Annotated in this window: 15 protein-coding genes; 8 read left to right on the plus strand and 7 right to left on the minus strand. The window is 49.5% G+C overall.

Features of this window, described 5'->3' with window-relative positions:
• The first annotated feature begins 192 nt into the window (after nt 1-192).
• Both F4Y64_02310 and F4Y64_02315 read left to right on the plus strand, forming a co-directional pair.
• On the plus strand, nt 193-1,356 hold the full coding sequence (locus F4Y64_02310) for a 6-bladed beta-propeller (protein MXX96432.1): 1,164 nt from the start codon (nt 193-195) through the stop codon (nt 1,354-1,356).
• 271 nt (nt 1,357-1,627) lie between these two features.
• Complete coding sequence (locus F4Y64_02315) at nt 1,628-1,882, plus strand: hypothetical protein (protein MXX96433.1); 255 nt, start codon at nt 1,628-1,630, stop codon at nt 1,880-1,882.
• A 603-nt stretch (nt 1,883-2,485) separates the two neighbouring features.
• Here the strand turns inward: F4Y64_02315 and F4Y64_02320 are convergent.
• The 3 genes from F4Y64_02320 to F4Y64_02330 all read right to left on the minus strand — a co-directional run bounded on the left by F4Y64_02320 (nt 2,486) and on the right by F4Y64_02330 (nt 4,382).
• Nucleotides 2,486-2,761, minus strand: coding sequence for a hypothetical protein (locus tag F4Y64_02320; protein MXX96434.1), 276 nt, complete (start codon nt 2,759-2,761; stop codon nt 2,486-2,488).
• Between the two features lie 87 nt (nt 2,762-2,848).
• Nucleotides 2,849-4,069 carry a UPF0261 family protein gene (locus F4Y64_02325; GenBank protein MXX96435.1) on the minus strand — a complete coding sequence of 407 codons (1,221 nt, stop codon included), beginning with the start codon at nt 4,067-4,069 and terminating at the stop codon, nt 2,849-2,851.
• Between the two features lie 52 nt (nt 4,070-4,121).
• On the minus strand, nt 4,122-4,382 hold the full coding sequence (locus F4Y64_02330; protein ID MXX96436.1) for a hypothetical protein: 261 nt from the start codon (nt 4,380-4,382) through the stop codon (nt 4,122-4,124).
• A 280-nt stretch (nt 4,383-4,662) separates the two neighbouring features.
• On the opposite strand from F4Y64_02330, the gene thyA reads away from it, so the two are divergent.
• Genes thyA through F4Y64_02350 form a run of 4 tightly spaced genes read left to right on the plus strand, consistent with a single transcriptional unit; the run spans nt 4,663 to nt 8,136 of the window.
• Nucleotides 4,663-5,556, plus strand: coding sequence for a thymidylate synthase (thyA, locus tag F4Y64_02335; protein ID MXX96437.1), 894 nt, complete (start codon nt 4,663-4,665; stop codon nt 5,554-5,556).
• Nucleotides 5,557-5,581: 25 nt separating this feature from the next.
• Complete coding sequence (locus F4Y64_02340; GenBank protein MXX96438.1) at nt 5,582-6,583, plus strand: N-acetylmuramoyl-L-alanine amidase; 1,002 nt, start codon at nt 5,582-5,584, stop codon at nt 6,581-6,583.
• Between the two features lie 3 nt (nt 6,584-6,586).
• Nucleotides 6,587-7,612 (plus strand): hypothetical protein, encoded by a 1,026-nt coding sequence (locus F4Y64_02345; protein ID MXX96439.1) that lies wholly within the window; start codon nt 6,587-6,589, stop codon nt 7,610-7,612.
• Nucleotides 7,594-8,136: a dihydrofolate reductase gene (locus F4Y64_02350; protein ID MXX96440.1), complete on the plus strand. Its 543-nt coding sequence runs from the start codon at nt 7,594-7,596 to the stop codon at nt 8,134-8,136. The genes F4Y64_02345 and F4Y64_02350 overlap by 19 nt, the downstream gene beginning before the upstream one ends.
• Before the next feature lie 48 nt (nt 8,137-8,184).
• On the opposite strand, the gene bshA is transcribed toward F4Y64_02350, so the two are convergent.
• Nucleotides 8,185-9,351 carry an N-acetyl-alpha-D-glucosaminyl L-malate synthase BshA gene (gene bshA / locus F4Y64_02355; GenBank protein ID MXX96441.1) on the minus strand — a complete coding sequence of 389 codons (1,167 nt, stop codon included), beginning with the start codon at nt 9,349-9,351 and terminating at the stop codon, nt 8,185-8,187.
• Nucleotides 9,352-9,427: 76 nt separating this feature from the next.
• On the opposite strand from bshA, the gene F4Y64_02360 reads away from it, so the two are divergent.
• Nucleotides 9,428-10,045, plus strand: coding sequence for a PorT family protein (locus F4Y64_02360; protein ID MXX96442.1), 618 nt, complete (start codon nt 9,428-9,430; stop codon nt 10,043-10,045).
• A 270-nt stretch (nt 10,046-10,315) separates the two neighbouring features.
• Here the strand turns inward: F4Y64_02360 and F4Y64_02365 are convergent, their stop codons facing one another.
• Nucleotides 10,316-10,966 (minus strand): hypothetical protein, encoded by a 651-nt coding sequence (locus F4Y64_02365; protein ID MXX96443.1) that lies wholly within the window; start codon nt 10,964-10,966, stop codon nt 10,316-10,318.
• Nucleotides 10,967-11,057: 91 nt separating this feature from the next.
• Here F4Y64_02365 and F4Y64_02370 point away from each other — a divergent pair, with 91 nt between their 5' ends.
• Complete coding sequence (locus F4Y64_02370) at nt 11,058-12,185, plus strand: 4-phosphoerythronate dehydrogenase (GenBank protein MXX96444.1); 1,128 nt, start codon at nt 11,058-11,060, stop codon at nt 12,183-12,185.
• Here the strand turns inward: F4Y64_02370 and F4Y64_02375 are convergent.
• Together F4Y64_02375 and F4Y64_02380 are read right to left on the minus strand one after the other, a co-directional pair.
• Entirely contained in the window at nt 12,176-13,057 is an 882-nt protein-coding gene (locus F4Y64_02375) for a GTPase Era (GenBank protein ID MXX96445.1), read from the minus strand. The two genes, F4Y64_02370 and F4Y64_02375, sit on opposite strands and share 10 nt — an antisense overlap.
• Nucleotides 13,047-13,781: a pyridoxine 5'-phosphate synthase gene (locus tag F4Y64_02380; protein MXX96446.1), complete on the minus strand. Its 735-nt coding sequence runs from the start codon at nt 13,779-13,781 to the stop codon at nt 13,047-13,049. The genes F4Y64_02375 and F4Y64_02380 overlap by 11 nt, the downstream gene beginning before the upstream one ends.
• Nucleotides 13,782-13,816: the final 35 nt, after the last annotated feature.

The raw sequence follows: 13,816 nt of genomic DNA on the forward strand, positions 1-13,816 counted from the left end.
GATAGAGTTTAATTTGTCCTATGCCGCGATTGCTTTTCCCATTTTTTATGAAGAAAGAGTAAGGGATCACTTTGGCCCAAGTCTGGGACAGACTCCAGTTTTGTTTGTCGTTAATTCGCATACAAGCAAGATAATGGATGTTCACAGGCCAATTCCTACCGACAGTCAAAATCTGAATGCATTCTTCACGCGATGGCACAGAATTCTAGAAATTCAATGAAACAATGGCCGATTCACAAAACTTGTGTTGCAGTTATCCTTTTTTTGGTTCTTGCAAGTTGTCGTGAGAATAATCCTCGAAATAAATCAGCTCGTGTCAATGGTGATTCAGACTCACAGGTCACATTTGAAGAACGAGAGTTCTCAACGTATGAAAACTGCTCATTTGAGCTTACGTTTCGCGACAGTATTCTATTTGATACACCCTCGGAATTACCTATCGGATATCTGAGTATGGTCAGTCAGGATGCTTCGAATAATTTCGTAGTTGGCGGCTTAGGACAGCATGTGTTGGTCTTTGATTCTCTTGGCTCCTTCCTGTGGTCTGCGGGTCAGTTTGGAGGTGGACCAGGGGAGTATTCCTCAAACTATGTTTTTGATACAGATCCTAATGGAACACTCTACATCGTAGATAATGTCACCCGAAGAATCCACCAATATGCAGACAGTAAAGAATATGTTAGATCCGCTGCATTGCCCCACAAGTCATCAATAAGGAATATTTCTGCATTTGGTGAGAATCACATCTTCTTGTTGAATGAGGATTATAGGTTACGAGACTTGCAGCCTTATTCGATACTTCGTTTTAGTTTAGCCGAAGAGAGATTCATTACCTGGGGGAAAATTGATGCAATTTCAATCCTTCAGACATTTTTGCAAGGAGGGGGTGTGTCTATTGATCCCAATCGAAAAAAAATTTACTATGGCTATATGGGGGATTATCTAATCCATTCGGCAACGTTTGATGGAACACATATAGGCGTACTCAACAGTAAACCGAAATATTTCGTCAAAGCCGAAAAGGATCTATTGTTAGAATATTTTGATCAGGATCCGTCCGAATTTCCTCAATCAGTTAATGGGTATTCAATTGGGGTTTCGTGGGTTATAGCACTTGAGGTTTCATCTACGGGGTTCATCTTTCAACAAATTCTCAAAAAATTAGATGAAGATCCCGTAGAAATGTATTTAGAGGTGTGGGATGCTGATGGTCGTAAAGTAACTTCTCAAGTGGAAACACCCGACGAATTACTCCATGTAGATACAAATACTCTGTACTTTAGGATTGATCTAGAGGAGGAAAACGACAGATATGGGGTAGCAAAGTATACTTCCAGCTTAATTTGTGAATCATAGGGATTTACGACCGCCACAGAGCAGCACTTTCTGCATGGCACGCGTTCATCTGGGATTTCGGAAAGTCAATGTGTGTTGCAATGAAGATTGAATTATCGAAATCTGATCGCCAGAAGTTAGAGCCGTTGTCCAACTTCTGGAGCGTTGACCAAAGGGGTTCGTCAGCGTTCACGGATGACTGTAATGGCGGTTAAGGGAATGACGAAAAGGCACCTGCCGAGGTGTCAGGTCAAGGTTGGGTGCTGATGTCGTCGGTTAGCTCATCTTTAACATGCCGAGATACGGACGACATGTTAAAGATGGGTTAAGGGGCTCCTTCGGTGAGCATGAGATCCGCCCCGGACGCCTCTTACTGAATAATGAAGTCCCTAACTGGGTTCGACAGGAGCTCCGGGAAACGAATTACAGCCTCACGTTTGGTGCACGCACCAGTGGGCCGATTACGGCAATTCAGTTTGACCGGAAGCGCGGTACGCTATGGGGTAGTGCAAGCGATCATGGAGATGACTACGGGATTGCGTGGTGATCTCCCGGTTTTAGCGGGCCTGCATTGACACTCAGGCGACTTCGTGATTTTCGAACAGTTCTGTTTTGGTACGATAATACAATATTGTCTTTCCAACTGACATAGCCGTCACGAAAAGAAGGAGTATCCATCCCGACGGGTTATTCAATTCTGTTGTAAGAACTAGGATGAACATCAACATAACAGCGGCCTGATTTACGAGCAAACGTTGGAAGGACTTTGGCCTCGCTTTATTTCTGTAGCGTGGAATCCCAAACGTCGTAGCCACAACTAAGACAAACAAGGCGGCTTGAAGTACCCAGATATCCATATTGCCCACCGTCCGAAGTTATGTGAGTGTGTTCCTGTTACAAACTACCTGACTCTCTCAGTTTCTTCTATGATTTGATCGGGAATGTTCCCGGCGCAAACTGTGTTCCAACTCCGTTTCGGGTACTTCAGGGTATGAATTACAGCCTCACATCCGGTACACGCACGGTGGGTGAATTTCTACAATTCAGCTTGACGAGAGGCACGGTAGGCTATAGGGTAATGCGGGCGATAATAGAGACGACTATGGGATTGTGTGGCGATCTCCCGGTTTTAGCAGACCTGCCTTGACGCTCAGGCGACTTCGTGATTTTCGAGCGGCTCTGCTTTGGCACGATAATACAATATCGTTTTTCTCATGAATGCAGCCGTCACGAAAAGAAGGAGTGCCCATCCCGCGGGATGATCTATTCCCTCTGTAAGAACTAGGATGAACATTAAAATAGCGGCAGCAAGACTGACGAGTAAACTTTTGAAGGAATTTGGGTCAATTTTCCCCAATAAATGTGATCCCCCAAACAAGACGGCGACCACCAGAACCACCAATGCGATTTCAAATGCAATATTCATATCGTTTGGTGTCTGGTCACATTAACGTTCGTTAATATAGGCGTCCTTCTACAAACCACTCAACCTCTCAGTTTCTTACACGATTTATCAGGGATGTTCCCGGCGCAGGTTGTGCATCAACTCCTTTGCGAGTGCTTCGGCGAAGCCTGGATCGTTGATGTGCAGGTCATATTCTTTGATTTTCACTGATGAACCACAGTAGGCGCGAAGCGAAGAAAACAGGGCTTGGTTAGCGCCGGAGTCAAAAAAAGGTTGACCAGGTGCATCCAGCATGCTCACTCCTCCCAGAGGAATCAACAAGGTCACCGGTGCACGCGCCTGACTAAGCCGGACGCCAATCTCTCTGCCTATCTGGGCGCATTCCTCGGCACTTGTCCGCATTAGCGTGACATTGGCGTTGTGGGGATGCAAGGTGCGCTCTCGGAATTCTGCCGGAACCGTTTCCAGAGCCCAATAATTCACCATGTCCAACGCGCCACAGGAGACCACTTGTGGAATTCTAGCTGTAATGGCCGCTTCTAATCGGCGCGGGCCGGCGCTCAAAACCCCTCCGACCACTTCATCACACCACTCTGTCGTCGTGATGTCGGCAGCACCCTTGAAAAATCCGTCAGCGATCAACTTCTCCATTGCACGCCCCCCACTGCCAGTTGCATGAAAAACCACCACCTCATACCCTGATGCCTCCAAGAGGTCACGCACCATTGTAACACAGGGAGTGGTCACTCCAAACATGGATGCGGCGATCAAAGGCCGTAGAGCAGAAGCATTTTCTGATGTCTCCTGTTTGACCATACCGCAGAGTGCCCCAACGGCATTGCTTATGGTCACCCTGCTGATCTGATTTAATCCGGCAATATCCACGACCGAGTACATCATTGCAATGTCACTCTCACCGACATAAGGAGCGATATTGCCGGAAGCGAGTGTGGAGAGCATTACCTTGGGGAGTCCAATCGGCAAAGATCGCATGACTGCTGTCCCGACTGCCGTCCCGCCTGATCCGCCCAAAGCCAAAACCCCCGCCAACTGCGGCGCTGCATTTCCTGCAAGTTCTACGGCACCCTGTGTGAGCACATCAAGCGCATGACTGCGGCTCCCCGATTCTCTCAATGTTGAAAGGCTGCTCCCTACGACTCTGGCGACCTCGTCCGCGGATATATCCGGCTCACACTGGGGATCACCCATGACTCCTACGTCCATCAGGATACATGGAAGTCCCCAGGATTGGATGAGCTCACGCGCATAAGCGTACTCCATCCCCTTCGTATCCAGTGTACCAACCAACAGAATTTTTTTGGATATCATCGGTACATCGTTCACTTAGACATCGCCGTAAGGTGTTTTGGATCAACGAAACCTAAAACATTTCAATACTGATTTGAAGCTCATCAGTATCCAATTCAATGGCTCTGTGATCATCGCGCAGACGAAAATCATTAATACTCTCCGGCAACAACTCTCTTGGCGTGTTCATTTGGAAAAGCGTGTCGGCGACCACGTACCAGTCTTCGGTGGTTAGATGCACCACGGCTTCAGTACCAGTAGCGACCATCGGAGCATACTGTAAAACTTTTTCCAGGTGTGTGATGCCTTGCTTTTGGTGAAGATTTGGATCCATTCTGTTTTTAGGTTAAAAGCTTCCGTTTCGGCTTGATCAGGATTATGCACCTCAAAGTGAATCAGGTTCCATCTTATAGTAAGGGCGAAAGTAATACGTTACAGTCGGATTGCTCAATTACGCAAACGGATCAATCCAATGTGTGACAGTCAGAGAAAATATCTGTACATTTCTTTGACACAGGCAAGTGTCGCGGTTCCAGAAGACTGATTGTGCTGAACTTCTTGGAGCGGCCTTGTTTTTTTACCGTAAAAACCTAGTTCGTATCAAGGGTTTCTTTATGCGTCTCTATGTGGATCTATTGCACCATGTCCTGAGCCACGGACATGAGCGTCGCGACCGCACAGGAACCGGGACAATTAGCGTTTTTGGTTACCAGATGCGGTTTCCCCTTCAGGAGGGATTTCCGATCTGTACGACCAAACGGGTATGGTTTCGGGGCCTTGCATGTGAACTTTTGTGGTTTTTGTCGGGCTCGACGAACATTAAGCCGCTGGTGGATCAGGGAATTTCAATATGGACAGCGTGGCCCCTCAAAAACTACCTGCAACATCAGAACCTTGATATACCATCATCTGACTCGGACGACTGGGCGGCATATCAGAATGAGTTTGAGGAGCTGATCCGCAGTCAGGACGGTTTTGCAAAAAAATGGGGGGATCTGGGGCCGGTATACGGTAAACAATGGCGCTCTTTTTCCGGTGTAGATCAGATTGTGTCTGTCATTGAATCTCTAAAACAGAAACCGTGGAGCCGTCGACATATTGTGAGCGCATGGAATCCTAAAGAACTCCATCAGATGGCGCTTCCACCCTGCCACATGTTCTTTCAGTTTTCCGTTGTCGGCAATCAACTGTCCTGTCAGCTTTATATCCGCTCGAACGACCTTTTCCTGGGAGCCCCCTTCAATATTGCTCAGTATGCCCTCCTGACGCACTTGGTTGCCCACCAGGCGGGCCTTATGCCGGGAGATCTGGTGTATACAATCGGAGATGCGCATATTTACCTGAACCATCTTGATCAGGTGAAAAAACAACTGGAACGCAAACCCTACCCACTCCCTACCCTAGAAATATCAAGGAAACCGCCGTCACTGTTTGATTATACGTATGATGACTTTACTCTAAGAGGGTATCGGCATCACTCGCCGATCAAAGCACCCGTCGCTGTCTGATGATCGTTGAAGACATGCCTCAATCATGACATCACGCAAACCTAACAGACGCCGGAAGACCGTACTGCAAGATGTCTATGAAGAAAATCAAAGGCTTCTAGGGCGAGAGGTCTCTGGGTCGAGAAAAACGGTAAAACACTCCGGCATGATCCTGTTAATGGCGCTCACGATCGGATTTTTCTTGGGCAGCCCGGAAGAAAACCCGACCTCCAATCCAGTCAGCTCCATTGACGTGCTACTTTCCCCTGAAGAACAGGTGCGTGCATCTCTGAGCGAGATTCCCCAGGAAGAGCCTTATCCCGAGAACCCGGCTCTCTCTCGCGTCTACGGTCTCGATGTGCGAACCATTGTGATCGATCCCGGCCATGGAGGACGTGATCCCGGTGCCGTAGGTCAAGCTGGTTTAACAGAAAAAACGCTTACACTTGACCTTGCTTTCCGGCTGGAAAGAAGATTGAAAGCTCATGGGTTTAACGTCATTCTCACACGACGAAAGGATATCAGTGTGAGTCTCCAACGTAGGAATGAAATCGCACAAGAGAACCAGGCAGACCTTTTTATTTCGCTCCATGTCAATGCGCTTCCCGTAGATACACTGGCCATGATCGAAACGTTTTATTTCAGTCCACGCGGTGACGCGCGGATCGAGGCACTTGCTGAGCGGGAAAATTTCAATGCCGGTTATAGCATGGGAGAGTGGCAAAACAGTCTGGAGACGGTAGGACAGGCGGTGAAGGTTGAAGGTAGCCGCCGACTGGCAGCACACATCCAACATGCAATGGTGTCGAAGATGAGAGAACTCAACCCAAATCTTGTGGATTGGGGAACACGCTCTGGCCCCTTTATGGTGCTCATGAATTCAAGTGTGCCTGCAGTTATGGCGGAGGTCACTGCACTTTCCATGCCTGAAGAGGAGCAACATCTTATGGACATTGAGTATCGCAAGCAATTGGTTCTCGGTCTTGAGTCTGGAATTTTCTCGTATATTTCCGAACAGAAAGGTAACTCAACCTCAAATATAGACTAGGGTATGTCAAATTCATCTGATGCATCGAACGGAGTTCTACGTGTCGGAATCGATCTAGGAACATCACGAAGCGCCATTGCAACCAGTAGCGGCAGGCGGAGATGGGTCCATAGCTATGTGGGCTGGCCCCGTGACTTCGTGGCCCGCAAGATGCTGAAGCGGGATGTCCTTGTCGGCATGGATGCGATTGAACACCGAAACTCCGTTAACCTTGTTCGTCCCCTGGAATACGGAGTCATCCGGGATGGAACCAGTACCGATGAAAAAGCGGTCCGCGAATTGATCAGCCATTTGATCGAACTTGCTCAACCGGAGGAGGGACAGAAAATTTATGCCGCCGTTGGCGTTCCTGCGGAAGCCTTGCGTGTCAATAAACTCGCGATCCGTAATGCGGTAGGGGAATGGGCAGACACACTGATGCTGGTATCAGAACCCTTTGCAGTCGCATATAAACTGGGAGCCCTTAATAATACCTGTATCATTGATATCGGCGCAGGTACGATTGATTTCTGTATCATGCATGGCACCATGCCCAGCGAAGAAGATCAGCGCTCACTGCGCACCGCAGGGGATCACGTAGATCAACAACTCTTTGCCCTTCTGTCAGAGCGCTTCCCAAATACACCTCTGAGTGAAACGTTTGTGCGAGAAATCAAAGAGAAATACGGGAGTGTGTCCGAGGCATCGAATCAGTTCGGAGTCAAAATACCCATTGCTGGAAAATTTGAAGTACACGACATTGCCGAGGAAGTCCACCGAGCCTGCGACTCGCTGGTGCCTGCGATTGCAGAGACACTCATTGATTTGTTAAGTGGCTATGAGCCAATGCTTCAGGAGCGGGTACGACATAATGTCTATTTAGCTGGCGGTGGAAGCCAAATCCATGGTCTGGCAAAAGCAATCTGTTCCGCCCTGGAAGAGTACGGGCAGTTTACCATCACCCCGATTCAGGACCCGCTGTTCAGTGGTGCCGAAGGTGCTCTGAGCTTAGCCGAAGACATGCCGCAGGAATATTGGGAAAGCATGTAAGACGTCCTTTCGTGATCGTTATCGCTGCACTGGCCCGCGAGAACCGGTGTATCGGCCGTGAGACTCGTCTTCCTTGGCATATACCGGAAGACATGAAGCGTTTCAAGCGGCTGACGTATGGTTCCCCGATGATCATGGGACGTGTAACGTGCGAGGGACTGATCCGTGACTTCGGCAAACCCCTGCCAGGCAGGCCGACACTCGCGCTGACCAGAAATCTGAATTCTGTAATTCACCCGGATATTGAACTGTGTCCCTCACTCGAATCCGCGCTGGACCGTGTGAAGACAGTCGAAAAGGTTTTTATTGCTGGTGGTGCTGGAGTTTATGAGGAGGGATTGAATTGGGCGGACCGCCTTGAATTAACCCTCATTGATGGAGCGTACGAAGGGGATACCTTTTTCCCGGCTTATGAACATTTGATCGGGACAGAATTTTCCCTGAGTCACGAAGATCCACGTGAGGGATTTTCCTTTGTCACCTATGACCGGGTTATTTCCCGCGGGCGCCGTGGATCTGCCTGATTCAATCTGAGTGGATCCCAACTACCGACGCAGCGTCTGTTGAGGATGCTACTCTGGCACAATGATCTTCGGATTTTGTGCAGCCGTTCTCGCGATAATTTCTTCATAATACTCTTCATACTGAGCAACGATCGAGTGCGTATCATAATGACGGACCGCATATTCTCTGGCGTGTTGAGCCATCTCTGCATGCAGTGAATCGTCAGTCAATACTTTGATACATGCTTTCGCAAACGCTTGAATATCCCCCAAGGGGCATAGGAATCCGGCCTCACTGCCCTCAACAAGTTCTGGCAACCCACCAACATCACTGCAAACAACCGGCACCCCACAAGCCATCGCCTCCAGCGGAGCAAGCCCAAATGACTCGGACCCGCTGGTGAGTAGAAACAAATCAGCAATGGATAAAATTTCCTGCACCGGATCCTGCTTTCCAAGGAACCGTACTGCTCTCTGAATTCCAAGATCACGTGTGAGTTGCTCCACATTGGAGCGATCCGGCCCATCCCCGACCAGAAGAAGCTTTGCAGATATCCCTTCCTGAAGAATGCGGTGAAAGACCTCTACAACATGAGAGACATTCTTCACGCGCCGGAAATTAGACACGTGCACAACTACTTTCTGCCCAGGTGCACAAATTGCTGATCTGAAATGTTCTTTCTCCAGTCGCCGAAAATGCTCCGTATCAATAAAATTTGGGATAACCTTAATAGGCACCTCTATGTCAAACGCATCGTAGGTTTCCTGTCGTAGAAAGTTGGAGACCGCGGTCACGCCGTCCGAAGCATTAATCGAATAGTTGACTACGGGGCTGTAGGATGCATCCTGTCCCACGATTGTGATATCCGTTCCATGCAGTGTCGTTACCACAGGAAGTGATCGTGATTCCTTTTCGAGGATATCACGTGCCAAGACAGCACTGGTTGCGTGCGGGATCGCATAGTGCACATGAAGCAGGTCTAGTGCTTCGTACTTCGCGACATCCACCATCTTACTTGTCAGAGAGAGTGCGTATGGTGGAAAATCAAACAGGGGATAACGATTTACACTCACTTCGTGAAAATATATATTCTCCGTAACTTCGCTGAGCCGGAAGGGCAGCGAGTAGGCAATGAAGTGAATTTCGTGTCCACGAGTAGCAAGCGCTCTACCGAGCTCAGTGGCGACGACCCCACTTCCGCCGTAAACCGGGTAACAAGTAATTCCAATTCGCATGATGAATTTTTGGTGATCCCTGCGGGAAACCACAATGGTGAGCACAAGGTTGCAGTCCTAATCTTAAGGAAAAATCATGACTCGTCTCATAGCTCTTGTTTTTGCTGGATCTTTACTGGCCTCCAACGCGCCTGCGCAGACCTTTGGCGTGACTGCCGGCGGAAATTTTCAGCGGTTGGAGGACATAAACCTCAACGAGTTGGAAACAAAATTCGAGAGCCAAACCGGATGGCACGTAGGGGCTTGGGTTGAATTCCCCCTCGGTCCGGTGGCAGCAATACGCGCAGGCGGACGATATATGGCCGCTGGAAAATTATTCGATGGCATCCAGGATAACTATCCTGCAATCACTGAAAACTTTGATGTCTCACTGACTGAGCTATACCTTCTTCTTCGCATGGGCTTGCCTTCACGGGTGGTGAGTCCTTATGTTTTTGCCGGTCCGGTATTTCGGATGCCAACCAACACGGACCAGGAGCTCAGTAATGACCTGAAAGTCCTCTCTTACGCTGGCGAGATCGGAGGCGGACTAAAGATCGACCTGGGATCGGTTAGCCTGTACCCTGAAATTGCATACGTGTTCGGCCTGACCCGGTTTGTTGAAGACGAGATTGTTCTACAACTGATTACACTGCAAGTCGGTGACCCTCAAAAACTCAATATGGCCATGATTCGCCTGTCCGTTGGCCTTTAGCCCACCGGCCAGGTTTTTGCCTACGACGTTTTTGCACATTTCTGCACGTACAGGTCTGTGTTAAACGGCTCCAGGGGAGTGCGTAACCTTATTAAGGAACGAGTCCTAATTGGTCAAAGCGCGTACCGACAAGGGCAGACAATTAACTATATGCCCTAGTCACTGCACCACCTTGCTACTCCATCTCACCACCCGTCCCTGCTTTCAAACGAATGGCCGTTGAGCCTTGGAGAGGGGGGGATGCGATTCTGTTTGGGATGGAACTCCTTCTTATTTCACTCCCGAATAAAAGCGGAATCTTTGCTCATCCAATTGAATTCTCCGCTGGGGAGTGATCGGGGTAAGATCTCCTACCCAGTCGGGAGGAAGGGCCGGATCGAGCATGGATTGCTCGCTATAAAAATGGAGAACACTGCGGCCAAACGGGCGGAGTTTCACATCAGCATAGCGAACATAGTAGGCCAGTGCTAACGTTCTTTGCCAACCGGCTACTTCCGAAGTCTCCAACAAGCTGGTATAATAACTCTGCTTCGGCTGCCCTGGTAAAAAGGCACTGAACTGAAACGGATCCAGTATACACTCCTGATAAGAAGTACATCCACGATGCTTCGACTCGACTCGGTTTCGGACTGTCCAACCAATTAACTCCTGCTCATCATGCCTCTTGCTCTCCGAAAACATTGCACGAGCCAGCCATAAGGTCTCACTATCGATGTTGCCTACATGTACAGGCTCAATCCCCCATGGATTCTGCAAAGCAGCATGTGTTTCCTCATAGGAGGGTATGGAAAGAGCAGGAGGCGATTGAACCGACAGATATTTGCTACCAAGCGGAGGTGCAAACACGATCATAGCGGGTATAAGCAATACCAAAAAGAGCCCCAAGAACCCGCTCCAGTAATATTTTTTCCTTATACACATAATTTATTAATGTCAAGGCGGAAAAACTCTTCCGGGGAAGGGAATTACACATTCGGGCCGTCTAGTACGTAACTCTAGTTAAAAAGGATACATGCTTTCAATTGTGGCAGACGAAAATATTCCGCGTGTGGAGGAGGCGTTTTCCTCTATAGGAAATGTACATTTGCTGGATGCTGAATCAATCACTCCAGAGATCTGTTTGCGGGCCGATGTGCTTCTTGTCAGGAGTGTAACCCGAGTTCATGAAGATCTTCTAAAACAGAGCCCGGTCGCCTTTGTAGGATCGGCGACCGCCGGGTTTGACCATGTGGATCGATCCTATCTAAGGGAGCGAGGAATTCCATTCGTACATGCACCTGGATCGAATGCAGATTCCGTCGTGGAGTATGTTCTGACTGCACTCCTACTATTGCACACTCTCAGGATGCGTACGCTTGAAGGACTCACACTAGGGATTGTTGGGTATGGCAACATTGGTGGACGCCTTGGGGCACGAGCTCCTTCTTTTGGCCTTCAGGTTTTGAAAAATGATCCGCCACTCGCAAAGGCAGGGCATCCCGGCTTTGTGGATCTGGAAACCGTCTTAACCAGATCCGATATTCTTACCCTGCATGTACCCAAATCCCCCGAAACCTATCACCTCATCGGGGATGCTGAGCTCCGGTCCATGAAGCCAGGGGCATGGGTACTGAATACCTCAAGAGGGAACGTGATTGACAACCAGGCACTCAAACGAGCTCTGAAGACAAGGAAGATTGATGCCGCGGTTCTTGACGTATGGGAAAATGAACCCGTTCCTGATCTGGAATTACTGGAAAAGGTTACGCTAGCTACTCCGCATATTGCCGGCCACTCTGTAGATGGAAAACTGCAGGGAACTATCATGCTCTATAAGGCAGTCACCCAGCATTTTCAGATTCCTGGAACCTGGAATTATGAACAATTGCTGCAGGACAAATTGCCGAGCCCTCTTTCACTCGACCCGGAGCCCGAGTCCAGCTGGCTGGCTGCGCTCGCGAAGCAGTTATATGACATTGGTGCAGACGATGCGCGCATGCGAAAAATCCTTCACGTACCCCAAAACCAAATTGCGGACACGTTCCGTCAACTCCGCCGCAATTACCCCCCGCGGCGCGCCTTCGACCGATATACCATTACAGAAATCCCGCCGCCGCATGTGCAGGCGGTGCGCGACGGCCTTCGTGTTGGCTACCTGTAGCCGAAAGATCGCAATAATTGGCCTTGATTGCGCCAGTCCTTCCGGACACGGACAAAGAGCTTCAGGTATACCTCCCGCTCTAAAAACTGCTCAATATCCTGGCGTGCCTTGATCCCGATCGCCTTGAGTGCACGGGCTTTCGCGCCAATGAGAATCCCCTTTTGACTCGGGCGTTCCACGATAATGTCTGCTTCTATCAGGTCCTTCGCCTGATCACGCTCAACGAAGTTGGAAATGACTACGGTAGACGAATACGGGATCTCCTGGCGGAATTGTTCAAAAACCTTCTCCCGGATGATCTCCGCAACAAAGAACCGTTCGGGATGCTCACTGATCATTTCGGCCGGATAAAGAGCCGGACCTGACGGGAGGCAGTTGCGGATCTCCCCCATGAGAGCATCAAGGTTGGTTTCCTTCAGCGCACTGATCGGGACGATTGCCTTAAACGGGTGCAGATTGGTGTATGCGTCAACCAAGGGGAGCAGCTGATCCTGTTTCACCAGATCTGTTTTATTCAGTGCTAGGATGGCTGGTCGATCCAGGATCGTCTTCAATCCCTGCGAATCCGGCTCATCCGCACGGGCATCTACTATAAAGATGATCAAATCTGCATCCGCTACCGAATCACGCACTTTCCGCATCATGGCCTGATCAAGGCTGGTATTGGGACGCATGATGCCTGGGGTATCCAAGAAAATGATTTGGGTGCTCTCTTCTGTCAGGATTCCCAGTACCCGATGGCGAGTCGTTTGGGCTTTGGGAGTAACAATGGAGAGTTTCTGCCCCATGAGGGCATTCAACAGCGTACTTTTGCCGACATTGGGCTTCCCAATCAGAGCAACGTAGCCATTCTTGAAATTTTCAGGATGCATCCTGTCCCTTGACCAGCCGAGCCATTTCCGTCACGGCGGCCCCAAGTCCTGTAAAAATTGACTGAGCAATGACGGAAAAGCCGATGGATACTTCACGGACATGCGGTACCGAGCGTGAAAACAGGCGGTAATTCTCATAGTCCAGGCCATGGCCCGCGTGGACGATGAGCCCACATTCATGCGCAAATTCTGCCGCCTTCGCAATGCGGTTTGCTTCATGCAATTGATCCGCACCTGCCGGTGCGTTGGCGAAATCACCCGTATGCAGCTCAATCGTGGAGGCACCAGTGTCTCGCACAACCCGGATTTGGTCTACGTCAGGATCAACAAACAACGCAACCTCTCCAATCCCCGCTTTCTTCAAGCGATCCACTGTTACCGTCAGAGCGGCCTGACGACGGATCACATCCAGTCCCCCCTCTGTGGTTATTTCTTCGCGACGCTCCGGCACAAGTGTGGCCAAATCTGGGCATGTCCTGCAGCAGATCTCAACGATTTCTTCGTTTGTTGAAAGCTCAAAATCCAGCTTCCCCCGTACAGCCTGCTTAAGCCGGGCCACATCCTGATCATTGATATGTCGGCGATCCTCCCTCAGATGAAAGACAATCCCGTCCGCACCGGATGCTTCGCACAGACGCGCTGCCTCCACGGGATCCGGGAACGCTTCACGGCGAGCATTGCGCAGCGTTGCGACGTGATCAATATTGATGAGTAGATTTGGCAATGATCTGTCAGGCTATTAACTTATATTAAAACAAA

The organism is Rhodothermaceae bacterium, from assembly GCA_009838195.1.
Taxonomy (GTDB): Bacteria; Bacteroidota; Rhodothermia; order Rhodothermales; family Bin80; genus Bin80.

Excerpts from the sequence above, each read along its gene's own strand:
- F4Y64_02340 (MXX96438.1), top strand. The coding sequence starts at position 5,582 with ATGACATCACGCAAACCTAACAGACGCCGGAAGACCGTACTGCAAGAT.
- thyA (MXX96437.1), top strand. The coding sequence starts at position 4,663 with ATGCGTCTCTATGTGGATCTATTGCACCATGTCCTGAGCCACGGACAT.
- F4Y64_02360 (MXX96442.1), top strand. The coding sequence starts at position 9,428 with ATGACTCGTCTCATAGCTCTTGTTTTTGCTGGATCTTTACTGGCCTCC.
- F4Y64_02320 (MXX96434.1), bottom strand. The coding sequence starts at position 2,761 with ATGAATATTGCATTTGAAATCGCATTGGTGGTTCTGGTGGTCGCCGTC.
- F4Y64_02315 (MXX96433.1), top strand. The coding sequence starts at position 1,628 with ATGCCGAGATACGGACGACATGTTAAAGATGGGTTAAGGGGCTCCTTC.
- F4Y64_02330 (MXX96436.1), bottom strand. The coding sequence starts at position 4,382 with ATGGATCCAAATCTTCACCAAAAGCAAGGCATCACACACCTGGAAAAA.
- F4Y64_02310 (MXX96432.1), top strand. The coding sequence starts at position 193 with ATGGCACAGAATTCTAGAAATTCAATGAAACAATGGCCGATTCACAAA.
- bshA (MXX96441.1), bottom strand. The coding sequence starts at position 9,351 with ATGCGAATTGGAATTACTTGTTACCCGGTTTACGGCGGAAGTGGGGTC.
- F4Y64_02345 (MXX96439.1), top strand. The coding sequence starts at position 6,587 with ATGTCAAATTCATCTGATGCATCGAACGGAGTTCTACGTGTCGGAATC.
- F4Y64_02370 (MXX96444.1), top strand. The coding sequence starts at position 11,058 with ATGCTTTCAATTGTGGCAGACGAAAATATTCCGCGTGTGGAGGAGGCG.
- F4Y64_02375 (MXX96445.1), bottom strand. The coding sequence starts at position 13,057 with ATGCATCCTGAAAATTTCAAGAATGGCTACGTTGCTCTGATTGGGAAG.
- F4Y64_02325 (MXX96435.1), bottom strand. The coding sequence starts at position 4,069 with ATGATATCCAAAAAAATTCTGTTGGTTGGTACACTGGATACGAAGGGG.
- F4Y64_02365 (MXX96443.1), bottom strand. The coding sequence starts at position 10,966 with ATGTGTATAAGGAAAAAATATTACTGGAGCGGGTTCTTGGGGCTCTTT.